A 24,950-nucleotide genomic window follows, 5' to 3' on the forward strand; every position below is an offset into this window, starting at 1 on the left:
TGTTATGATTGTTGTATGTAATAAACCCGGACAACTTGGAAATCGATTAATAGTTTTCGCATCTTTAATTGCGATAGCCAAGGAATATAGCCTAACTATAATAAATCCATCATTCGATGAGTATGCAGATTATTTTGAAGGAAGCCAGAATCTTATTGTAAAATATCCCAGAACAGAATCAATAGCAAGAGGTAAATTTGGAAAGACATTTAGGAGACTCTTATTCAACTTTTCTTATTATGCATTTGCAGTTATAATAAGAATTGGAGTAAAGGGACGGTTTCTTAAAACAATTGCGCTTGAAGGAGAAGAGGAACTTGATATAGAAGAAAGCTATATTCTGATGAAAAGCCAAAAGAAGCTAGTACTGCTCAACGGCTGGAAGTTCCGGGGAAACAATTTGCTGAAAAAAAACAAATCTGAAATTATAAAATATTTTACCCCAGAAAAATTTTATTCTCAAAGGATAGATGCCTATGTTCAAAAATTGGAGAAAGTTGATTACTCTATTCTAGTAGGAATTCACATTCGTCGGGGAGATTATTTTACTTTTGAAAACGGAATCTATTATTATTCCGATAATCAATACCTGGATCAGATGAAACGAATTCAACACCTTTTTAAGAATGAGAAAATTCATTTTATCTTATTCTCAAATGAAAGCCTAAATCTCGATTTTTTTAATAAGGAGGATATCTCTGCTCAATTGGGGCCGGGATTTGAATTAGATGATATGTATATACTAAGCAAGTGCCATTTCATAGCAGGGCCACCGAGTACATATACAATGTGGGCGTCATTTTATGGTGAGAAACCCCTTTACATGATAAAAAATCTTGATAATTTATTTGAACTAAAAGATTTCAGAATTATCGATGAGTTTTAATCAGAATAAAATATCTGTTATTACTCCCTCATTTAACCAGGGACAATATCTTGAAGAGACGATCGTATCTGTTATTAATCAGGGCTATGATAATCTTGAATTAATAATTATTGATGGGAACAGCAGTGATAACTCTGTAGAAATAATTCATAAGTATGAATCACATTTAACTTATTGGATAAGCGAGCCTGATAAGGGTCAAAGCGAAGCTATTAATAAAGGACTAAAAAAGGCTAATGGAGATATAATAATGTGGCTTAACAGTGATGATATGCTGTTGCCGGGAACATTAGCTAGAGTAAACGAATATTTTAATAACCATCCTAATGCAGATATAATTCATGGAGAAGCATTGTTATTTGGAGAAAAGATAAATGAAAAGGTTATCGGAAAAGACAAAGAGGACCTTAAGTTTAAATACCTTGCATATATCCCGTTTCCGCAACCTTCATCCTTTGTAAGAAAAAAGGTTTGGGATAAAATTGGTGGAGTTAATCAGAGTTTGCATTACGGAATGGACTTTGAGTTTTATGCCAAAGCTTTTCTGGCTGGCTTCGTATTTATGAAAGTAGACGATTTGTTTTCAAAATATAGAATCCATAAGTACAGCAAATCCAATGACGATTTAAATTTTGCCAAAGATTGGGCAAAGGTATTTAGCAAAATTTTAAGATCAGTGAGTCGTGGATCTCAAATGATTCAGTGGCTTTCAAAAGTTGGTATTTACCAAGAGGAAGAGAGCGTTTTCGAGCTTTCCGAGAGAATCGACGTGGATCATTTAAGAAAATCTTTATTATATCATCTGTTTATTCAGGCACATTATCACTACAATGCTTTGTCTCTGGAAAAGGCGCATAACATAAGTGAGCTAGTAAAAACAATAGATTATGAGTTTTATATAGAAAAGGATCTAGGTAAGCTTAATTTTAGGTCAAAATATTTTCCCGCACTTTTAATATCAAGTTTAAGAAGGTTAACACGAAGGTAATGCTGCTATCAGTTATCATACCAGCTTATAATAGGGCGCATATTATTAAGGATACCTTAAATTCAGTATTGAACCAGAGGTACACGAATTTTGAGCTGATATTTGTTGATGATGCAAGCACAGATCATACAGAGGAAATAATAAAAGCATTTAACGATCAAAGAATTACTTTTATTAAAAAAACTGTTAATTATGAACGAGGTGCGGCAAGAAATACGGGAACAATGATTGCGCAAGGTGATTATATTACTTTCATAGATTCTGATGATATATTTTATGAGGATCACCTTTTGAAAGCTGTTGAACATATCAAAAGGTTCAATCTGCCTGAGGTCTTTTGTCAAAGATATGAAGTAAAGAACGAAGGCGGACGAGTCTTATGGGAAGCACCTGTCATGGACGAAGGCATAAATGAAAAGCTAATCGAAGGGAATTTTTTAAGCTGTAATGGAGTCTTTTTAAGAAGGGATATAGCTCAAAGAAATCTTTTCTGTGAAGAGCGAAAGCTTTCAGGACTTGAAGATTGGGAATTGTGGCTCAGACTTGCGCCGAAGTATAGGTTTCTTTTTTCCAATGAAATTACCTCATCTATTATTAATCATAGCCAGAGGAGCGTTTATGAGATAAATTATCAAAGATTGATTGAGCGATTTGACATTTTTATGGATATTATCTTATCAAACAAAGACATAGTGAATTTTTATCGCGGAAAGATCCACAAACTTAAAGCCAGTTGTGATACTTATATTTCTCTTCATCTGGCCATTTCAAAAAAGCAGATGATGAGAAGTCTGTTTTTTCTATTAAAAGGCTTCTTTAAAGATCCAGCCATAATGTTTAAAAGGAGATTTTACGCAATAGTTAAACATTTATTCTGATGAAGGAAGATAAGAATATTATGATTTTAACTTATTGGAGCTTTGGTGATGCACTGGTCCAAACTTATACTTTACCTTATGTAAAGATCATAAAAGAAAAATGCCTTCCCAATTCAAATCTCTTTGTAGTAACATTTGAACAGAAGAAGTATAGGGTTCAGCCTAAAAGGAATGTGCTTAATAAAGTAGATTATTTCAAATGGGTCCCTTTAACCTATAATAGATTTGGACTTCGGGGTATTTTAAGACAACTATTCAATTTAATATATCTGCTGTTTTTTTGTAAGATTAAAAGAATAAATACCATTCACTCATTTTGCACACCAGCAGGGTCAATAGCTTATGTCCTCTCAAAAATTTTAAATATCAAGCTTATAATCGATAGTTTTGAGCCTCATGCTGAAACAATGGTAGAGACAGGGACTTGGAAGAAAAATAGTTTAGCGTATAAAATGTTATTTAAATTTGAGACACTTCAGGCTAACCGTGCGGCATTTGTTATCGCCGCTGCGGAAGGTATGAAGGAGTATGCTGCAACTAAATATGGTTTGCTAAAAACGTCTGACTTTCTTGTAAAACCAGCATGTGTAGATCTGGAATTATTTCAAAGATTTGAAAAGAAAAATGGAGAGCTACTCGATTCCCTAAACTTAAGGGATAAAATTGTTTGCGTATATGCAGGTAAGTTTGGTAGTATGTACTTGGAAAAAGAGATATTTGATTTGTTTAAAGTAGCCTACGACTATTGGAAACAGGACTTTAGGGTATTGCTTTTAACAAGTCACAAAGAAGAAGAGATTTTAAATTATTGTAAAGCTTCAGATTTGAATCCTGCAATTATAACAATAAAGTTTGTTCCTCATAATGAAGTTCCTATTTATATGGGGTTAGGAGATTTTGGACTTACGCCGTTTAAACCGGTACCTTCAAAAAGGTATGGTTCTCCAATCAAAACAGGAGAATATTGGGCTATGGGTTTACCTGTAGTAATAACAGAGAACATCTCGGACAATTCCGATATAATTGAAAAGAATGGAATTGGAGCTATAATTAAAACCTTTAACCAGGAGGGGTATTTGTCTGTAATAAAGCAAATCAATACTTTGCTAAAAGAAGATAGAGAAGCACTTTATAAAAGGATCCGTAATATAGCAAGCGAAGAAAGAACATTTAAAATTGCAGAAGAAGTTTACCAAAAGGTATACTGCAATGATAAATAAGATACCCTAATTTAAATTTTGTTTGACCTTAAAAATGGTAAGCGTTTTTTCTTCTTAATTTTCTTTATTTCAGACGCATTATAGCTCTTATTAATAATAAATAAAAAGGATAAATAAAAAGACATCATAGGGATTTTATAACGCATAAGACTTCCGAAATTATAAGTAGATACCCCTACTGCAAAAGCAAAGGTGATCGAAAAAAGAAAAGCAAACTGAAGGTAAGGATCATTGCTTGTTTTCTGATAAAATTTGACAGGGCTTTGCCTAAATAATACATAAAAAGTAAAGATTAAAAAGAAAAAGCTCTCCAGTGACGACAATATCATTACAATGTTTTTGGATTCCCAAGGATAAGGTCTGAATAAACTTACCCAGACTGCCTGTGGAAATTTCATCAGCAAACCGGACAATGTAGCATCATATTCCCCTAATGAATAGTAGGAGCCTCCCTCTTTTAAACTCACATAAGATATCCACCCTGAAGTAACTTTGGCTGTTTGAAGGAAGTTGGTAAGGCTGTAGCGTGAATCTGTTTCTGAAACTTTTGTAATAGCAAAATACGCAAGCACACATCCTATAATAAGAAATATAGGCTTAACAAAGAATCTTAAAGACTTCGATTTGATCTTGGAATTTAAATATACAAAAAGGTAGATAAGGATAGATGGAATAAGACACATTGCTATATATATTTTCACCGACTTTAAGACATATAGCATTAGGAGAATTATGAATAGATATAATATTTTCCTTTCTTTTAAAATGAAATATTTTAGGAAATAGCAAAAACCAAGGGACAATGCTGCAAGTGTTAAACTGTCTTTCATCAATCCTGAACCCCAGAATGCAACCGATGGAATGAAAAATATGCTGATGGCAATCTCTTTTTGGTGGTCAGGATATAATCTATTTAAAGCCAAATATAATTTCCAGGCACTTAAGAAGCTGATAAGGGCAAAGAATATTGCTATAATGGTATAGGTTCCAAATGAAATAAGGGAAATAAGAACTCCAAGTCTTATTAGAAAATAACTGGAAGGATCTTGAGTAAAGTAGAGGTTACTTGTGTGGATCAGCAAATCGTAATTTGGAGAACTGTTATCTATTGTAAGCAGCTTTAAAGCCGAGAGCGGATCAGAGTAAAATAAATTGTGGATGTAGTTGATATGATAGAAATAATTAAATGTATCCCCTCCTTTGTAGTAGTAATTATAAATCAGACCGAGGCATACGGCACCTATGATTTTTACAATTAAAGCAGGTAAAAAATATTTCCTGTCCTCCTTGTCCTTAACATATTTTGCCCTATATATCAAGGCAAGAATATAAATAACAAATAAGTATATGGGAGTTAACAGTAAATCTTTTATTTCCAGCATTTGTCAGCCCTAGAAAATATGAAGTTGTTTTTAATATTTATGAATCCGGCAATTTATCAAAAAAGAAGAAATACCTGGTTATTTTAAATTTGCTACTTCACCCAAAAACGAACCTTTTTTTCCTATAGTATACCCCCTTTGAGGTATGAATCACCCTATCTTTCAGGCGTTGCTAATCGGTTTAAATCCCCTTTATTGACGTATCCCTCTTTTAATTTTAAAAATGGACTTTCAAAATAATTATAGCTTAAATTGCTTATTATAATTGATATGGAAAATGTAAGCACTATGCCAAGTAAGAAATATATTGAAGTATCTGAAGCTTCGATTTTAAGGATTAATAACAGTTTTTGAAAAAACATGATACTTAGTAAGTGAAGAGCATAGAAACCATAACTTATAATTCCCCAATTTTCCAGATATCTGATTTGCCCCACCTTGAATCCGGTTTTAGAATATGCCTGATGTAGAATAATGGATATGCAAAAAAGTGAAAAAATTAGTCGGTCAAAGTAATCAAGCAAAGGTATAACCATGTACAACTCTTTTTGAAATAATAGGAAAGAGAAGAAACTCAAATAGAAAAATCGGATAGTATTGTTGCTTAAATTTTCGATTTTGAACTTTAGTGTCGGATATTCATTAATTGCAAATGCAGCAAAACAACCTACCAACAGGTCACTCATCACGGAAAATGTATGGAAATAAATAAAACGGTAATCAGTAAAGTTGTAAATTCTGAAAGCAAGCGAAAAGCAAATCAATAAAAATACTAAAACCATAAGTTTTCTGGAAGAAAAGCAAAAAAACAACAATGGCCAGAAAAGGTAAAATTGCTCTTCTACCGATACCGTCCACATAATGCCTAATAAGTCACATCCAATACCGGTAAAATCGGTGTAAGATCTGTCGATATTGCCCAGAAATGCCGCAAACCACGTAGCATGCTCAGATAATGCTGGAAGCGAGAATTTACTAGTTAATAATGGATATATAAAAAAACCCAAGAAGAATATAAAATAGTATATTGGCCAGATTCTGAGAATTCTTCGTAAATAGAAATTTTTTACAGAAATGCTTCCTGTTAAATTTTTTTCAGCAATAAGCAAATGAGTAATAAGAAAACCACTTAGGACAAAGAAGAAATTAACTCCCAGGTTTCCTTTTGAAATAAGGTAGTGATACAGACATTGTGTTATCTGGCTTTTATAAACTTGACTTGGATTAATATAGTTGAAATAGTGTACTAGAAAAACGAAGAAGGCTGAGATAAATCTCAATGCGTTGAGATTGGGGATAATTTGCTTTTCGCGGTTTTCTTTAAGCATGGTCTGGAATAGCATTCATGAATGGTACAAATATATTTGATTTTTATAATTTGATAGGAGAAAGATAATGTCCTGACAGATAAAATAATTCTTCATAGTACGGTTATGAATACAGTTGAGGTAAGATGTTATTACGAGTAGAAACTACTATCTAATGACGTTTTATTGTTAAATAATAGAAGTATAAATTTTAAGAAAGATTTACGTTTAAATAAAAATCGGGAAATGGATTTTAATTTTTTCTTACTTTTCCGAATGTATATTTAGGAATCGTTTACATATGCCGAAAGTCCTCTTCTTAATCCCTTATCCCTTAAATTCCGCACCTTCTCAAAGATTCCGATTTGAACAGTACATAAATTTATTAAAAATAAATGACATAGAGCCTGTTTTCCAATCTTTTATTGGTATGAATACTTGGAATATTCTGTATTCCAAAGGAAATTTATCCTTAAAAATTGCAGGTTTACTTTCAGGTTTTTTCAGACGATTTTGCATATTATTTACTGCTTACAGGTACGAATACGTTTTCATTCACAGGGAAGCTTCTCCTGTCGGGCCACCTGTCTTTGAATGGGTTCTTGGTAAAGTGTTAAGAAAAAAAATTATTTACGATTTCGACGATGCTATTTGGATGGCTCAGACAGGCAAGGAAAACTTTTTTACTAAAGTGGCTAAGAATCCTGCCAAGGTTAATAAAATTATCAAATGGTCATATAAAGTTAGTTGTGGGAATTCTCACTTGAGAAATCATACCTTGAAGTTCAATAAGAATGTTGTAGTTAATCCTACAACCATAGATACAGCACAACTTCATTTCAAACTAAAAGAGCAAAATACAGACGAGGTCGTAATCGGCTGGACTGGCACGCATTCCACGATGATTTATCTCGAACAGGCGATTCCTTTTCTGAGAAAATTACATCAGATCAAAGAATTTATATTGTTAGTCATATCTAATCAAAAACCTGATTTTGAATTCCCTCAGATGAAGTTCGTAAAATGGAACGAACAGACTGAGCAGGAGGACCTTCTTGGAATGAATATAGGAATTATGCCCCTTGCCGATAACGAATGGACAAGAGGCAAATGTGGGTTTAAAGCCTTGCAGTATATGGCCCTGGGAATTCCTGCTGTAGTGTCTCCTGTTGGAGTAAATACAGAAATCGTAGATCAGGGAATTAATGGATTTGTTTGCGATTCTGAAGCTGATTGGCTGAAGCATCTTACAGATCTTATAAATGATGCTCCGCTGCGTTCTGAAATGGGTAAAAAAGCCAGAGAAAAAATTGTAAATAATTATTCCGTAAAATCTAATGAGGAGAAATTTTTAAGTTTATTTTCTTAATAACAAATTATGCCTGGTTACTTTGTCATATCGTTGGATTTTGAATTACTATGGGGTGTTAAAGATCATCGCACGAAGGCAGATTATGGTGAAAATATTTTAGGAGCTCGTAAGGCTATTCCATTAATGCTTGATCTTTTTGAAAGAAAAGAAGTTCATGTATCCTGGGCTACTGTTGGTTTTCTGTTTTATGATAATAAGAAAGATCTGTTAAATTCCTTTCCTCAAGTAAAGCCAGAATACCAGAATACGAAGTTGTCTAACTATAACCAGTTGGCGGATCTTGGTGAAGACGAACAAAGTGATCCATTCCACTATGGGAAATCATTGATACGTCTCATTCAAACAAAGAAGCATCAGGACATAGAAACACATACATTTTCCCATTACTATTGCCAGGAAACAAATAAGGAAGAAAGAGCATTTGAAACAGATATCAAAGCTGCTGTCCATGCTGCAGAAGGATTGGGGGCTAAAGTTAAATCGATTGTGTTCCCGAGAAATCAAGTGAATAAGAAATATCTAAAAGTACTTGCAAATAATGGTATTATAGCTTATCGAGGTAACCCTTCATCGTACTATTATGACGCAAAGAGTCAGCGAGAAAATACAATGTTCAAAAGAATTGTAAGAATGCTGGATACATATTTCCCTTTAATAAAAAAATCCTCCACTTCATTAAAGCAAATCAATCCGGAAGTGCCTGTAAATATTGCTTCAAGCAGATTCCTCAGACCATATTCTTCTAAGCTCTTCTTTCTGGAAAGTTTGAAAATAAAAAGGATAAAATCAGAAATGTATAAGGCTGCAGTAGCAAATGAAATTTATCACCTGTGGTGGCATCCTCACAATTTTGGAAAATCTACAAATCAGAACATGGAACAACTGGAAGAGCTGCTCGATTGGTATATATATCTGAACAAACAGTTTGGAATGGCATCAGCAAGCATGACAGAGTTGGCTACATATGTTTTAAACAAGGATAAGCAAATATGATGGAACAAAAGATCATATTGCTCGCGGTTGATTGCGACTTCACTAATATGATTTATCATGCTTTGAAAGAGTCATATTCCAACATTGAAGTGATCATTGAAGAGCCTGTATCCAAAGGAAAATTGATCAAAGGCAGAATCCGAAAATTAGGATTGTTTAAAGTATTGGGTCAGCTTGTTTTTCAGGTTGGAGTTTATCCTTTTTTAAAGAGAAAATCTGATGCAAGAATTAAAGCGATACTTTATAAAGCAGGTATGTCATCAGAACCAATTCCTCCTGGGATAGTGGAAAAGATTGGGTCGGCGAACGATAATAAGTCAATTGACCGGATAAAAGACAAAGCACCGGACCTCATTATTATCAATGGAACCAGGATTTTGTCAAAGGAATTTGTCAAGACCTTTCAGGGGAAAATAATGAATATTCATGCCGGGATTACACCTGCGTACAGGGGCGTTCATGGTGCATATTGGGCACTTGTCAATAACGATTTGGAGAACTGTGGCACTACTGTACATTTTGTAGATTCAGGGATCGATACGGGAAGTATTCTGGTTCAAGGCAAAGTTAAGGTTGAAAAGGACGATAACTTTGCAACCTATCCATATTTGCAGTTTGTTCAAGGAATTAATCTTTTACAGAGCTCAATACAAAAATTTTTTGAAGGTAATTTAAAAATTATTCAGGCAACGTCAGACAAATCTGCATTATGGTACCACCCGACATTCATTGAATACTTTTATTATTGGAAAACAAAAAAAGTTAAATAGTTTTAAGAAAAGTTTTAGCTTTAACTCAAAATAATCATTAACCGTTAAAAAATCTTGTTAATCATCATACTCAATTACTTTATTATAAATTTTAATGAAATGACTAACAATGATAAAATTTTTAAAGCTTAATCCCGGTTTAACTTCAGCTGATATTCAATATGCAAAATATTTCTAAACTGGATCCAATTGACAGGCAGATACTAGAGAAGCTGCAGGCGAATGCCAAAATTACCAATTCTCAGCTTGCTCAGGAAATCGGACTTTCCCCTGCACCCACTTTGGAGAGGGTTAGAAAATTAGAGAATGCAGGACTGATTAAAAGTTATCATGCCCAGGTAGATACTGAAAAACTTGGACTTGGAGTAGGTATATTTATTCTCATTTCCCTTTCCAGCCATAAAAAAAATCAGATCAAATCTTTTGTTGATAAAATAAATAAAATCCCTGAAGTTATTGAGTGCCATCATATTACTGGTTCGGGAGATTTTCTGTTAAAGGTATTGACCCATAATATATCCAGTTACCAGGAGTTGATTTTAGAAAAGCTTGTAGATATAGAAGAAATAGGGAATATGCAGTCAATGGTAATTCTCTCTACATACAAGGATTCTAAAGTAATGCCTATTCTTTAAATGCTTGAAAATAAAAAACACGCATTGTGTGAATGCGTGTTTGTAAAATTTATTTTTTCTTTTTGTCTTTCTTCTTTGGAGGGTCTAGATATTCTTTCGCTTCTTTATATAGAGGATCTTTCTTTTCAGCCCGTTTCATTAGTGTTTTATAATACCTCTTTGCGGTTTCATAGTCCTTTTCTTCATGAGCTATCTGTGCTAAATTGGACAGCGAACTGAGATAGTAATAGGAGTCTGTAAGGTTTGTTTTCTCAGAAAAGACAAGCATCTTCTGAAAATAATCTTTAGCCTTTTTGTTATCTCTGTAGTTGTATTTGTTTATATATCCTAGAAAATAAGCAGCATATCTCCCAGCCCTTTCTTCATAGCCTGGATATTGTTGATCGAGCTTATCAAGAATTGATTGTGACGCAACTTCGGCTTCATTTCGCTGGCCGTTTACGAAAGCCAGCATTGCATACATTCTTTGAAAATAAGGATTGTCAGGGAAAGTTGTTGACAGGTACCTGGCAATAGGAAATGCTTTGGCATAGTTTTCTTCTTCCAGGTAATGTATTCTCATTAAGAAATACTGGGCCTCAATCCTTGTATAAAAAGCGTTGTATGAAACTTCTTTGAGTTGCTTCATTCCTAGTTCTTTATTTCCGTCTGGGAAAAATGCCAGAATAGGGCGCAGTAGCGGATACTCTTCTTTAATCCATACTTCGTAGTAGTTGAAAAGTGCTTTACCGAATAAGAATTCGGCAGTAAGAGTATTGTTGTCAGAGTATTTGCTTAGGTAATAGAGAGCTTCTTTTCCTGCAAAAGCAGCTTTACTGTATTTTTTTCTTTCTCCATAAAGCCTGCCTTTAAACCCATAAGCACCGGATAGAAAGAAGGCAGCTTCGTAATTCTCTTCATTTTGTTCGAAAAGCTCTTTGGCAACTGTTATTGAAGAATCCATATATGCCTCAAATGTTGCATCATAACTTTCATTATCAATATTCGGCATTATTTTCCACCAGGTGCTTAATCCCATAAGAAAATAAGGCATAGGGTGCCAAGGCCATTTCTCTTTAAATTCCCTGAATTTTTTTTCAGCAAAATCAAACTTGAAATTGTACATGGCATTCACTGCATCTGTTGCTTCAAGTTGCAGTACTTCGTCAGACAATAGCATATTTGAATTCTGCTTTGGCTGAGCTATGAGCCCAGTTCCCGTAAAGGAAATTATAAATAAAAAGAATAAAAGTGCTTTACGCATTATCAAAAGGTCCCTTCAAATATTTTACAAAATGACTTATAAGGATTTAACCAATCCCTCATTTAAACGAGGAAGGCATGCAATTTAACGCTTTAAATTATGAATATTTTTACTGAAACAATAACTATTCATCAAACGTGCCATTTTTTGGTATATATTTAGACTCATTCAATTCTTTTTATGGATTTTAATTTACTTAAAGAACTATGCGCTGTTCATGCACCCTCTGGAAATGAGATTGCAATGAAGGAATTTCTTATCAAATATATCAAGTCTAATCAGAACAGCTGGAAAGTTAAACCTTTGATTATAGAAGGAAATGAGTTTCAGGATAGTTTTTTATTAGTCTTTGGAAAACCCGTTGCAGCTGTATTTGCGCATATGGATTCAATAGGCTTTACTGTGAGGTATGGTCATCAACTTGTTCCTATTGGTGGTCCGGAACAGAAATCAGGATATAAACTTAGGGGCAGTGACAGTCACGGAGAGATTCTTTGCGAAATGGAAGTAAGTAAAGAGGAAGAAATAACCTATAAATTTTCGCGACAGATAGAACGAGGCACTGAGCTAGTATTTGATTGTAATTTCAGAGAGGATCAACACTATGTTCAATCATGCTATCTGGACAACAGGCTTGGTGTTTTCAATGCCTTGAAGCTCGCAGAAACGCTTGAAAATGGTATAATAGCATTTTCATGCTGGGAAGAACATGGAGGAGGATCTGTCTCAGTACTTGCGAAATATATTTACGAAAACTACAAAGTTCGTCAGGCACTGATTTCTGATATTACCTGGATTACAGAAGGTGTGAGGCATGGACTGGGTGTAGTTATTTCCATGCGTGACAGAAGTATTCCCCGAAGGAGTTTTTTAAATAAGATAATAAATCTGGCTAAAACATCCGGAATACCATTTCAGCTGGAAGTGGAAGCATACGGAGGAAGTGATGGAAAAGAATTGCAGGTATCGCCATACCCTTTCGATTGGGTATTCATCGGTGCTGCAGAAGATAATGTCCATTCACCGGATGAAAAGGTTCATAAAGAGGACATCACCTCTATGATTGAAATGTATAAATTTTTAATGGGAAATCTCTAAACTACCGGGAAAGGTTTCCTTATGTATCATTTATCACTAAATGGCGTGTGGAAATTTTTGTACCTTTAGGATAATTGAGATTTTAAAGTTATAGCTTTTGGCCAGGGCCAATGAAAATATTAGATAAGGAATTTGAAATTTTTATCCCTAAGGAAAAAATTCAACAGAGAATTCATGAATTGGCAAACGACCTTTCATACAAATTGGAAGGAAAAGACCCTCTTTTTGTTGCCATTTTAAACGGAGCATTTATGTTCGCTTCAGATTTGTTCAAGGAAATTTCCATTCCTGCCAGAATAACTTTTATAAAAACTGCCTCCTATGCAGGTACGGAAACTACAGGAAGTGTACAAAAGCTGATCGGTCTTAAGGAAAATATCAAAGGTCAGCATTTGGTCCTCGTAGATGATATTTTTGATACTGGCCTGACAATGCAGGCTGTTTGTGAAGAAATGAGGAAACAAAATCCTGCTTCTATTTCAATTTTAACTTTACTTGACAAGGTATCTAAACATAAAACGGATTTAAAGATTGATTTTAAAGGATTCGAGATTCCTGATAAATTTGTATTGGGTTACGGCCTGGATTACAATGGCTATGGAAGAAATTTAAAGGATATTTATGCTTTAGCCGACTGAATAAAGATTTAAATCATTAATTTTAGCCCCTCAAAAAGAAAACGAAACTATGTTGAACATCATTCTATTTGGACCTCCTTACGCAGGTAAAGGCACTCAAAGCCAGAATATCATTGAAAAGTATGGTTTGATTCATCTTTCTACAGGCGATTTGTTAAGAGCAGAAATGAAAGAAGGTACTGAATTAGGTAAAAGCGCTCAGAAACTTATTAATGATGGTTTGCTTGTTCCTGATGAGGTAGTTATCGGGATGATCAACAACAAAATAAAAAGCAACAAATCGGCAAAAGGCTTCATTTTCGACGGATTTCCAAGAACTGTTCCTCAGGCTGGCGCTCTAGACCACCTTTGTGTTGAAAATGGAATCACGATTGATGCTGTGATCGGACTTACTGTTGAAAAAGATGAGCTTACCAAAAGAGCTGTGCTCAGAGGCCAGACATCTAACAGGGCTGATGATAAAGATCCAGTAGTAATCAGCAAAAGAATCGTTGTTTATCAAGAAGAAACAGCTCCAGTTGCAGATTATTACCGCAAAAAAGGTATTTACAAAGAGGTAGATGGAATGAATTCTATTGAACAAGTGTTCAAAGATATTTCCAAGATATTGGATTTGGTAAAACAGTAATTAAAAGAGGAATTTCCTCTTTACTTTATATTCTTAAAGCTATTTCATTTGGCTTCTTCAAATTTTATTGATTACGTAAAAATCTGCTGCAGATCGGGGGCAGGTGGTGCTGGTGCTGTTCATTTCAGACATGAAAAATATGTTGAGATGGGTGGGCCAGATGGTGGAAACGGCGGCCATGGAGGTCACATTATCCTTAGGGGAAATGCTCAGCTTTGGACATTACTCCATCTAAAATACAGAAAACATGTCATTGCAGAGCCTGGTCAGAAGGGTGAAGGCGGAAGACGCACTGGTGCAAGTGGGGAAGATATCATACTTGACGTTCCTCTTGGTACAGTCGCCAGAGATGCTGAAACCGATGAATTCATGGTGGAAATCAGCGAGGATGGCCAGGAAGTAATACTCGTTCCGGGCGGAAGAGGAGGATTGGGCAATGAACATTTCAAAACGCCGACTAATCAGGCACCGAGAACAGCACAGCCTGGTGAACCAAGTATTGAACAATGGGTGATTCTTGAGCTAAAACTCCTGGCAGACGTTGGCCTTGTCGGTTTTCCTAATGCTGGAAAATCTACACTTTTGTCAAAAGTTTCTGCTGCTAAACCGGAAATCGCAGATTATCCTTTCACTACATTGACTCCCAATCTTGGAGTGGTAAGCTATAGAGATGACAAGTCATTTGTTATGGCAGACATACCAGGAATTATCGAAGGTGCGTCCGAAGGGAAAGGTCTGGGACTGCGTTTTTTAAGACACATTGAAAGAAATTCTATTTTACTTTTTCTTGTTCCTTCAGATAGTAAGGACATAAAAGCAGATTACAATATTCTTTTGAACGAATTGAAAGAATTTAACCCGGAATTACTTGATAAAAAAAGGATTTTGGGAATTTCCAAAACGGATCTGCTTGATGAGGAACTCCAAAATCTGATAGAAAAGGAGCTTCCTGATGTTCCTTTCGTCATGTTTTCATCCTACACAGGCTTTGGTCTGATGCAGTTGAAGGACCTGATATGGCGTACATTAAATGATTAATGTCATCTTGTCAGTGAAAATTCTTTTGGCAAAATAATTGAATCTTCACTTGCCAAGTCATATTTGTCATTTTTCCATAGAGGGAAATATAGTTTATAATAGAAAACCTAGCGATATAAGTAATGATACCGGAAGAAAAGAACGAACAAAAAGATTTTCAAGCAGAAAATGCGGATCAGGAGACTGTAACTTCAGAAGGAAAAGAAAATACTGAAGGAACTTCTCAGGGGGCAAATGAGGTTGAAAACTTGAAAAAGGAAAACGAGGAATTGAAAGATAAATACTTGAGACTATATTCCGAGTTTGACAATTTCAGAAGAAGAACCTCAAAAGAACGTGTTGAGCTTTTGAAAACTGCGGGGGAGGATGTTCTTGTAAGCTTACTACCTATATTGGATGATTTTGAAAGAGCATCTGTGTCAATGGAAAAAGCTACTGAAGTTTCTGCGATCAAAGAAGGAGTTTCCCTTATTCATAATAAAATATATAAAACCCTTGAGCAAAAAGGTCTTAAAGTAATGGAAGATCAAAGGGGAAAAGAGTTTAATAGTGAAATTCATGAAGCTATTACTCAGATTCCCGCTCCCACACCTGACCTTAAGGGCAAAATTGTTGACGTTGTAGAAAACGGATATTATCTAAATGAAAAGGTGATTCGTTTTGCAAAAGTTGTTATCGGAGCATAAAAAATGGCTAAAAGAGATTACTACGAAATTCTTGGTGTTTCTAAATCTTCAAGTGCTGAAGAGATAAAGAAGGCTTACAGAAAAATCGCAATTAAGTACCATCCTGACAAAAATCCTGATGATCCTTCCGCTGAAGAAAAATTCAAGGAAGCTGCAGAAGCATATGAGGTATTAAGCAGCCCTGAGAAAAAGCAAAGGTATGACCAGTTTGGTCATCAGGGAGTTGGCGGCGGCTTTGGCGGTGGCGGTGGCATGAATATGGACGATATCTTCTCTCAATTCGGAGATATTTTCGGGGGCGGAAGTCCTTTCGAAAGTTTCTTCGGCGGAGGCGGTGGTAGAGGTGGACGTGCGCAGCGTAGAGGAAGTAATCTCAGAATAAAGCTTAAGCTTACCCTTCAGGAAATTGCACAGGGTGCCGAAAAGAAAATAAAAGTAAAGCGCTACGTAGCTTGTGATGATTGTGGCGGAAATGGATCCAAAAATGGCGCGGCACTGCAGAATTGCCCTGTTTGTCAAGGAACAGGCCAGACGAGAAAGGTAGTAAATACCATGCTCGGGCAAATGGTGAGTACGTCGACCTGTCATGCTTGTCATGGAGAAGGAACAACGATCTCTCAAAAATGTCCGACATGCGAAGGGGAAGGAAGAGTGCTGAAGGAAGAAGTGATCAACATAAAAGTACCGGCAGGTGTTGCAGAAGGAATGCAATTAAGCATGTCAGGAAAAGGGAATGCTCCAAATCGTGGAGGAATACCTGGTGATCTACTTATATTGATTGAAGAGGTTGAAGACGAGCTACTGAAGAGGGACGGGCAAAATATTATTTATGAGTTGTATATCAGCTTCATAGATGCTGTTTTGGGAACGTCGATAGAAGTGCCGACAATTGAAGGTAAAGTGAAGATTAAAATAGATGCGGGAACACAGAGCGGTAAGATATTAAGATTGAAAGAAAAAGGATTACGCGAAGTGAACGGATATTCTAAAGGAGATCAGCTTATTTATGTAAATGTCTGGACACCACAGACTTTATCTAAAGAAGAAAAAAATATCCTAACATCTCTAAAAGATTCAGAAAGCTTCAAGCCTAATCCTGGCAAGCATGATAAAGGGTTCTTTGAGAAAATGAAAGAGTTTTTTTAGAAGCTAAAAGCGGAAAGCTGAATGCATAAAGTTAAAAAGGTTGAAATTGTCCAAATGGTCAAGTTCAACCTTTTTTGTTTATTAAGTCAGAAGTAATGGCTCTTTTCTTTAAGCTTTCAGCCTTTAGCTTTTCGCATTTTTCTTCCTCTTTACAAAATCCAAAGAAGCAGAGTTCATACAATACCTCAAACCTGTTGGTTTCGGTCCATCATCAAATACATGTCCGAGGTGAGCATCACAGCGGTTGCATCTGACTTCTACTCTATCACCATCTTCCAGATATTTTACATGGGTTTTGTCAATTGGTTGCCAGAAACTTGGCCATCCAGTTCCTGAATCAAATTTTTGGTATGAGCTAAAAAGGCTATTTCCGCAACAGATACATTTGTAAATACCTTTTTCTTTATTTTTATCATACTTATTATTAAATGGTGGTTCTGTACCTTGTTCACGTGTAACAGTGTACTGTTCAGGTGTTAACTGTCTTTTCCATTCCTCATTTGACTTCGTAACGGTATCTATTTGATTGAAATTCTGGAACTTCGGAAATTGACCTGTGTGAGAGCATGCGGTAAATAGACGAAGTACGATGGTTACCAAAACAAGGTTTTTCATATTAATAGAGCGATCTGTGCAAGATCAACCACCCATAAATGCTTAGGTTTGAATTGTGAACGAGAATAAAAAAGCCGATGATTTTAACAAAAGCATGTCTTTTTTGGTTTGGTCCGTCTAAAATAGTAGAACTTTCCAATAAAAATTTGTATATTTCTGACTGGTATAAATGATTAAATAAGAATAGTCATATTTTACAACTAAAAAATCCCATTTGAATTAACTTTAACCTATCTAATATGAAAAAAGTTATACTTTTTCTCCTGTTCCTGACTGTCGCAATTACAGGTTCTATGGCTGGAACTGTATTTGAGGTGGATAATGCTGGAGATGGAGATGATTTCCAAAACTATAATGCCGGAACAAATACTCTGAGAAAATGTATTCGTCTCGCCAATAATACAGCGAACGGAGGAACTCCGCATCAGATTGTATTTAAACTGCCTGCATTAACAGTAATCACGGTAAATTCAGATTTACCTACGATCAATAATAATGGTAACGCTGGTGGTTTAATTATAGATGCGACTATTGCACCTATGGCTGGTTACGGTGGAGCACCCCTGATAGGAATTTTCAGAGGCAATGGTCAGAATGGAAATGGTTTTAATATTGATGGAGCGAATAATGTAACAATCAGAGGTCTGGCAATTCAAAATTTTGTTGTAGGTATAAGAGTAAACAATTCAACAGGATCTACTCTAGATAAAAATTTCATAGGAACTAACCTTGCCGGTACCTCAATTGCCGGAACTACAATAAAAACAAATGGTATATTTCTTGATGCAAATGCATCTAATACAAATATTACGAGCAATGTAATATCAGGTTGTATGTCGGTGGGAGATGGCAATTTTTATGGTGCAATCAATATTAGACCAGGTTCTCACGGAGTTAAAATTACCTCAAATTTTATAGGTACAGATGCAACCGGTTCAAATTTACTTGGAAATGGAACAAATCAGCCTTACAGACAACAAGGTATTTATATTGATGGATCGTCAACTGTAGCAAACCCGATAGTGATCAGTGGTAACGTAATATCAGGTAACGTTGGTAATGGTATCTGGGCTACTAATACAGCAGGACTGAAAATTGTAGGCAATCACATTGGTACCGACATTGGAGGCACAAAAGCAATTGGTAATAAAGCAGCTGGTATCAGGGTTGACAGATCTAACAACGTAACGATTGGTGGATCAACAGTTGCAGATAGAAATATAATTTCCGGAAACGGAGGTGCAATTGATAGCAGACCTTGTGGACCTGATTATTGCGGTGAGCCTTGTAATTTTAATGCTTGTCCTACAGGATATGATGCAACATTACAGACTGGTATTTATTTTTCAGAAGTTACATCTTCTAAAATTTCAGGTAACTATGTTGGTACAAATGAAACAGGAACATCTACTGGAACAAGTAATTCTCTTGGAAACTTTTATGCAGGTATAAAGCTGGAAACAAGTTCTTCAAATGTAACTATAGGTGGAAATACAGCTGCCGAAGGTAACGTAATCGGAGGTAATGGTTTTGGTATATATCCTAATAATGGAAAGGGCTATAGAGGTCATGGTATCCAGCTAAATGGAGGATCAGTAAGCAATATATTTGTTTATAACAACAGAGTGGGAGTGGGTCCGAACAATGAGGAGATTGGAAACCGTCAGGATGGTATATCACTGTTAGGTGCTCACGATTGTAAAATCGGAGATGCGGCTTCAATAGCAGATCCAGCGGGAAAAGGAAATATTGTTGGAAACAACTCATGGGGTATTTTCCTTCAGTCAGATTTTAGCAATAATGATAATAGCAATCAGGCTAGAAACAACTCAATTAAAGGAAATTACCTAGGAAATGATGGAAGTGTTGCATTAGGCAATGGTACAAGAGCATTAGATGATGAGGGTGCAGGAATCGGTATTCAGCACGGAAGTAATAATAACGTTGTAGAGTTTAACGTCATTTCAGGTAATAGAGATGGGGTAACTTTCAGAGGGCAAGGCTTTGGTGCCGGAGTCGCTAATAATTCAGAGACTACTTCAAATATCATCAGATCAAATTATATTGGTACTGATAAAACTGGTAAAACTGCCATGGCTAATAGAAACAATGGTATCCTTGTTACAGAGGGTGCACAATATATTACCATTGGTGGAACAGTCGCAGGACAGGGAAATATTATTGCAGGTAATACTACAGATGGTATTCACATGGAAGATGGGGACAGAGTAAAAATATTCAATAATAAAATTGGGGTTGAAAAAGACGGACTGGCTTTAGCAAACGGTGGAGATGGTATTGAGTTGAAGCAAAGTACGGGAACATCTGGCGGAAGCACCAATAACATCATAGGTGGAGTTAATGCTGGTGAGTCTAACACAATTGCAAACAACGGCGGCAATGGAGTCGTTGTAGATGGAGCTACTTCAATCAATAACTCAATTCATCATAATTCTTTCTCTTGTAATGCTTTAAGAGGTATTGTTCTATCAAATGGAGGTAATAATAATTATGCAAAACCGACATTTTCAGGAACTCCTACAAACTTCAAAGTTACGGGTCCGACAACAACTTCCTACATTGAAATATATGAAATTGATGAATGTCACAATTGTGGTTTAGATCCTGATAAAGTACAGGGTAAAACCTTAGTACAATCAGGACTTTCACCTCAGGCATTTGTGCCAGCAGCAGGTAAAACAAATAAAGACTATACAGCTATTGTTTCAGTGAATGGGACAACTGCAGCGCATAATACTTCTGAATTTACTTCATGTATAGCACTATGCGTAGAGCCAAAGCCAGATATTACAGGAAGTGCTTATGCATTTTGTGATAATACCCAAAATGTAACATTCTCTACACCAAACGTTTCAGGTAATACTTATAGCTGGACAGTTACTGATGGATTAACTATAGTCGGCTCATCTACAGGAAATAGCATTACAATTAATGTAGGAGCAACGGGAGGAACACTTTCCGTTAAAGAGCTAGCTGGGGCTTGTGAAGGTATTCATAGTAGAGTAATTACAGTTAACCAAAGACCTGAAACTCCAGGAATCGTTGGAAATATAAGCCCATGTGAGAATTCAACAGGAGTTAAATATAGCATTCCTTCGACTGCAGGAACGACATATACCTGGACTGTTCCGACAGGAGTGACATTGGTTTCTGGCCAGGGCACAAATGAAATCACTGTTAATATTGGTGCAGCAGCAACCACTTCTGGGAAAATTACTGTTACTGCTAAAACCAGCAGTACAACTTGTGAGGATTTAACACCAAGCGAAATTACACTTGATGTGAAACCTCGCCCTGAAACTCCGGGAATTGTTGGAAATGCCACCCCTTGCGAAAACACACCAGGTTTAAAATATAGTGTCCCTGCAACAGCTGGTACAACTTACACTTGGACTGTACCTACCGGCGTAACTATTGTTTCTGGTCAAGGTACTAATGAAATTACAGTAAACATAGGATCTGCTACAGCCGCTTCAGGAGATATTACAGTTACTGCTAAAACTAACAGTACAACATGTGAAGATTTATCTCCAAGTAAAATTACGCTTGACGTAAAACCAAGGCCAGAAACTCCTGGAATCGTTGGAAATGATGCTCCATGTGAAAATACACCAGGGTTAAAATACAGTGTAACTGCAACAGCAGGAACGACATATACCTGGACTGTTCCTGCGGGCGTAACTATTGTTACAGGTCAAGGTACTAATGAGATTACAGTCAATATAGGATCTGCGGCAACAGCTTCAGGAGAAATAACAGTAACTGCTAAAACAACAAGTACAACTTGTGAAGATTTATCTCCAAGCAAAATTACTCTTGATGTAAAGCCAAGACCAGAAACTCCTGGTATAGTTGGAAATTCTACCCCTTGCGAAAATACTCCTGGCTTAAAATATAGTGTTCCATCAACAGCCGGTACAACTTATACATGGAATGTACCAGGAGGTGTAACTATTGTTACAGGTCAAGGTACTAATGAGATTACAGTCAATATAGGATCTGCAGCAACAGCTTCAGGAGAAATAACAGTAACTGCTAAAACAACAAGTACAACTTGTGAGGATTTATCTCCAAGCAAAATTACTCTTGATGTAAAGCCAAGACCAGAAACCCCTGGTATAGTAGGAAATTCTACTCCTTGCGAAAATACTCCTGGCTTAAAATATAGTGTTCCATCAACGGCCGGCACAACTTATATATGGAATGTACCAGCAGGTGTAACTATAGTTTCCGGCCAGGGAACAAATGAAATAACTGTCAATATAGGATCCGCATCGACGGCCTCAGGTGATATAACTGTTGCAGCGAAAACAACAAGTACTACTTGTGAAGACTTGAGCCCAAGCAAGTTTACCCTTGATGTGAAACCAAGACCTGAGACCCCAGGTATTGTAGGAGAAGCTAATCCTTGCGAAAATAGTCCAGGGTTAAAATATAGTGTCCCGTCAACAGCAGGTACAACTTATACCTGGGTAGTACCAACTGGTGTAACAATTATATCAGGTCAAGGAACAAATGAAATAACTGTTGATATAGGAACTTCTGCTACAGCTTCAGGAGATATCACAGTTTTTGCGACTACTACCTCAACTACTTGTGAGGATTTATCTCCAAGCAAAATTACACTTAATGTAAATCCAAGACCAGAAACTCCGGGAATCGTTGGAAATGACGCTCCATGCGAAAATACACCTGGATTAAAATATAGTGTCACTGCAACAGCTGGCTTAACTTACAACTGGAATGTCCCTGCTGGAGTAACAATTGTTTCTGGCCAGGGGACCAACGAGATAACTGTTAATATTGGCCCGGAAGCAACAGCGTCTGGAGATATCACAGTTTATGCATCTACCGGATCTTCTGCAACAGCTTGCTCCGATCTTTCACCTAGCACTATAACACTTGATGTACAACCAAGGCCTGAAACACCAACAGTTGATGGTGATGATGAAGTTTGTGAAAATAGCAGTGGACATATATACACTATACCTTCAGAGACAGGTGTGGAATATAAATGGACTGTCCCTGCAGGATTTACAATTACAGCAGGCGATAATACAAATAGCATCACAGTAAGTGTTGCCGAGGGAGCTTCGGATGGAATAATTAAAGTATATCTGATAAATTCTACAACTAAGTGCGAGGATTTATCCCCAAGTGAATTTGCAGTAAAAGTAAATCCAAGACCAGTAACTCCTGGAATAACAGGAAGTGCTGAAGTATGTGAAGATACCAAAGATCATATTTATTCAGTCCCTGCTGTAAGCGGAGTTGACTATAAGTGGTCTGTTCCTGCTGGGTTTACAATTACCTCTGGTGATAATACAAACAGCATTACAGTAAGTGTTGCAGCGGGAGCGGCAGATGGCGTGATAAAAGTGTATTTAGTGAATCAGCAAAGTAATTGCGAAGATTTAACCCCAAGCGAAGTTAATATTAAGGTTAATACTCTTCCAGTTTTAACTTTGACTCCTGATGCTAATGAAATATGTGAAGGTTCTTCTACAGTATTAAAAACTTTTGTGACGGGAGGAAACGGTGCAGTTACTTATAATTGGACAGCAACTCCAGGTCCGAATCCTTCCGGAGAAAGCCCAACAGTGAGTCCTGCGGATACTACAATCTATACTTTAATAGTAACTGATACTAAAGGATGTTCTGCAGATACACAATCTGTTCAGATTGATGTAAACGAAAATCCTGTTCTTGTAATCTCTACTACAGTTAATGACACCATCTGTAAAGGGACGTCAGCAATATTGTCTACCAATATTACTAAGGGAAATAAGCCTTATGTATCTTTAGTCTGGACAGCAAGTCCAGCACCTGTGCCAAATCAGGATGATTTTAACCCTACTGTTAGTCCGACAGTAACAACTGATTATACTGCTACTGTTACTGATTCTAAAAATTGTAAGGCAACAGATGCAATAAAGATTACTGTTATTGATGTTCCGGAAGGACCTCTTTCAGCAAGTGTTGACAGATCCGTTATCTGTAATACTGATACCAGGAATATTGAGTTATCCGCAACTCTAGGCACTGACCCAAAAGTAATACCTATATGGTATAAAAACGGATGCGGACTTGATTCTGTAACATCTGGTAACCCTGCTCCTGTAGCTCCTCCTGATACAACAACTACATATTACATAGCTCTGAAAAATGTTTGCGGAATATCTGAGTGTAAATCTGTAAATGTTAAAGTAAACAAAGATCCTAAAGATGATCTGATAGATGCAATTGTTTCAGATACTTCAATTTGTAGCGCATATGCTGGAGTGATTGAGCTGAGCGTTGATACCATTTATAATCCGGATGCTGTTATTAACTGGTATATGAAGGACAAAGATCTTAAGGATAGTTTGATCGGTCACGGAACTCCTTATGCTTTACCTAAAAATCCAAAGGATACGACTTATTACTATGTAAACCTGTTTGTTGAAGCATGTTTGCCTTCACCGACTGATTCAGTACCTGTAAATGTAATTGATCCTAAAGTGGATGCAGGTGGTGTTAAGGGCGATGAATATATTTATTGTAAGAATAACGACCTGGCATTGGTTATGGGAAGAGTAAAACCAATAAATGTAGATTGGAAATGGATTCCTGAAAATTCAAATGCTCCATTATTGTTCGATACTACAAGATTGGTTTCGAATGTGAATACTAAATCACCTGCTGAAAAGCAAAAATGGTATCTGATCGCTGATAACGGAATATGTAAGCCTGTTGTAGATTCAATGTATCTGACAGTTCACGACCTTCCTGTCGTAACACTTGATATTCCTCAGGATACGCTTTGCTCTAAAGTAGAATTTGATGCAACTGCAACAGTAGTTAAAGGTGTTCCTAATGCTTATGTATGGTTAACTCCAAACTCAAGTATTCCTGATACAAGTTATGTAACGGTGGATCACACTAATCCATTAACGAAGAGGTTTACAGCCGAAGTGGTTGGCAGAAACTACTTCCTGGTTACTGTGGTAGATACTAACAATTGTTGGGCTGAATTGCCAGCAATAGATTCTGTAGAGATCTTTGATCACCAGGAGCTGGTTATTCCAAACCTTATGACGCCTAACCATGATGGTAAAAATGAAACATACATCATAAGGGATGTAAACAACTATGACATTCTGCCTGGTGCTAAACTTGAAGTTTATAACCGTTGGGGTGAAAGAGTTTACAAAAACTCAAGCTATGATAATAGTTGGAATGCAGCGAATATTAGTGATGGTATGTATTACTATTATCTGAAGACAGGTTGCGCTAAGGACGAATACAAAGGCTGGCTGCATATTATAAGTAATAATAACAGAAGCGAGTAATTAAAAAATAATTTAAAAATAGAGGCCGATCATTTCTGATCGGCCTCTATTTTTTTATCTCGGCAGGTAATGAAA

The 24,950-nt window shown here is 36.3% G+C and carries 19 protein-coding genes; 15 read left to right on the forward strand and 4 right to left on the reverse strand.

Features of this window, described 5'->3' with window-relative positions:
- Positions 1-4 precede the first annotated feature (4 nt).
- Genes J7604_RS15690 through J7604_RS15705 form a run of 4 tightly spaced genes read left to right on the forward strand, consistent with a single transcriptional unit; the run spans position 5 to position 3,972 of the window.
- Complete coding sequence (locus tag J7604_RS15690; RefSeq protein WP_293897352.1) at positions 5-886, forward strand: alpha-1,2-fucosyltransferase; 882 nt, start codon at positions 5-7, stop codon at positions 884-886.
- Entirely contained in the window at positions 876-1,874 is a 999-nt protein-coding gene (locus tag J7604_RS15695) for a glycosyltransferase family 2 protein (protein WP_293897354.1), read from the forward strand. The genes J7604_RS15690 and J7604_RS15695 overlap by 11 nt, the downstream gene beginning before the upstream one ends.
- The gene (locus J7604_RS15700; protein WP_293897356.1) at positions 1,874-2,752 is read left to right on the forward strand and encodes a glycosyltransferase family 2 protein; all 879 of its coding nucleotides are present in this window, start codon (positions 1,874-1,876) and stop codon (positions 2,750-2,752) included. The genes J7604_RS15695 and J7604_RS15700 overlap by 1 nt, the downstream gene beginning before the upstream one ends.
- Entirely contained in the window at positions 2,752-3,972 is a 1,221-nt protein-coding gene (locus tag J7604_RS15705; protein ID WP_293897358.1) for a glycosyltransferase, read from the forward strand. Before J7604_RS15700 ends, J7604_RS15705 begins: the two co-directional genes overlap by 1 nt.
- Positions 3,973-3,983: 11 nt before the next feature.
- On the opposite strand, the gene J7604_RS15710 is transcribed toward J7604_RS15705, so the two are convergent.
- Positions 3,984-5,354, reverse strand: a complete 1,371-nt coding sequence (locus J7604_RS15710; RefSeq protein ID WP_293897360.1) for a hypothetical protein — start codon at positions 5,352-5,354, stop codon at positions 3,984-3,986.
- 155 nt (positions 5,355-5,509) lie between these two features.
- Complete coding sequence (locus tag J7604_RS15715; protein ID WP_293897362.1) at positions 5,510-6,697, reverse strand: acyltransferase; 1,188 nt, start codon at positions 6,695-6,697, stop codon at positions 5,510-5,512.
- 394 nt (positions 6,698-7,091) lie between these two features.
- On the opposite strand from J7604_RS15715, the gene J7604_RS15720 reads away from it, so the two are divergent.
- The 4 genes from J7604_RS15720 (at position 7,092) to J7604_RS15735 (ending at position 10,431) form a co-directional block, all read left to right on the forward strand.
- A complete protein-coding gene (locus J7604_RS15720; protein WP_293897364.1) occupies positions 7,092-8,030 on the forward strand; it encodes a glycosyltransferase family 4 protein in 939 nt (312 codons plus the stop codon).
- Positions 8,031-8,039: 9 nt separating this feature from the next.
- Entirely contained in the window at positions 8,040-9,026 is a 987-nt protein-coding gene (locus J7604_RS15725; RefSeq protein ID WP_293897366.1) for a polysaccharide deacetylase, read from the forward strand.
- Positions 9,023-9,796, forward strand: coding sequence for a formyl transferase (locus J7604_RS15730; RefSeq protein ID WP_293897368.1), 774 nt, complete (start codon positions 9,023-9,025; stop codon positions 9,794-9,796). The genes J7604_RS15725 and J7604_RS15730 overlap by 4 nt, the downstream gene beginning before the upstream one ends.
- 161 nt (positions 9,797-9,957) lie before the next feature.
- Positions 9,958-10,431 carry an Lrp/AsnC family transcriptional regulator gene (locus J7604_RS15735; protein WP_028981240.1) on the forward strand — a complete coding sequence of 158 codons (474 nt, stop codon included), beginning with the start codon at positions 9,958-9,960 and terminating at the stop codon, positions 10,429-10,431.
- Between the two features lie 49 nt (positions 10,432-10,480).
- Here the strand turns inward: J7604_RS15735 and J7604_RS15740 are convergent, their stop codons facing one another.
- Positions 10,481-11,674, reverse strand: a complete 1,194-nt coding sequence (locus tag J7604_RS15740; RefSeq protein WP_293897371.1) for a hypothetical protein — start codon at positions 11,672-11,674, stop codon at positions 10,481-10,483.
- Positions 11,675-11,854: 180 nt separating this feature from the next.
- Between J7604_RS15740 and J7604_RS15745 the strand changes: the two genes are divergently transcribed.
- The 6 genes from J7604_RS15745 (at position 11,855) to dnaJ (ending at position 16,908) form a co-directional block, all read left to right on the forward strand.
- Entirely contained in the window at positions 11,855-12,772 is a 918-nt protein-coding gene (locus J7604_RS15745) for an aminopeptidase (RefSeq protein ID WP_293897373.1), read from the forward strand.
- Between the two features lie 110 nt (positions 12,773-12,882).
- Positions 12,883-13,410, forward strand: coding sequence for a hypoxanthine phosphoribosyltransferase (gene hpt / locus J7604_RS15750; protein WP_293897375.1), 528 nt, complete (start codon positions 12,883-12,885; stop codon positions 13,408-13,410).
- A 49-nt stretch (positions 13,411-13,459) separates the two neighbouring features.
- Positions 13,460-14,038 carry an adenylate kinase gene (locus J7604_RS15755; protein WP_293897377.1) on the forward strand — a complete coding sequence of 193 codons (579 nt, stop codon included), beginning with the start codon at positions 13,460-13,462 and terminating at the stop codon, positions 14,036-14,038.
- A gap of 48 nt (positions 14,039-14,086) precedes the next feature.
- A complete protein-coding gene (gene obgE, locus J7604_RS15760; protein WP_293897379.1) occupies positions 14,087-15,076 on the forward strand; it encodes a GTPase ObgE in 990 nt (329 codons plus the stop codon).
- 122 nt (positions 15,077-15,198) lie between these two features.
- Entirely contained in the window at positions 15,199-15,762 is a 564-nt protein-coding gene (locus J7604_RS15765; protein WP_293897381.1) for a nucleotide exchange factor GrpE, read from the forward strand.
- Positions 15,763-15,765: 3 nt separating this feature from the next.
- Entirely contained in the window at positions 15,766-16,908 is a 1,143-nt protein-coding gene (dnaJ, locus tag J7604_RS15770; RefSeq protein WP_293897383.1) for a molecular chaperone DnaJ, read from the forward strand.
- 123 nt (positions 16,909-17,031) lie between these two features.
- On the opposite strand, the gene msrB is transcribed toward dnaJ, so the two are convergent.
- Positions 17,032-17,430: a peptide-methionine (R)-S-oxide reductase MsrB gene (gene msrB, locus J7604_RS15775; protein ID WP_367113575.1), complete on the reverse strand. Its 399-nt coding sequence runs from the start codon at positions 17,428-17,430 to the stop codon at positions 17,032-17,034.
- Between the two features lie 332 nt (positions 17,431-17,762).
- Here msrB and J7604_RS15780 point away from each other — a divergent pair, with 332 nt between their 5' ends.
- The gene (locus J7604_RS15780; protein ID WP_293897387.1) at positions 17,763-24,875 is read left to right on the forward strand and encodes a gliding motility-associated C-terminal domain-containing protein; all 7,113 of its coding nucleotides are present in this window, start codon (positions 17,763-17,765) and stop codon (positions 24,873-24,875) included.
- Positions 24,876-24,950 lie beyond the last annotated feature (75 nt).

The sequence above is a fragment of the Sporocytophaga sp. genome (genome assembly GCF_017745095.1).
Classification (GTDB): domain Bacteria; phylum Bacteroidota; class Bacteroidia; order Cytophagales; family Cytophagaceae; genus Sporocytophaga.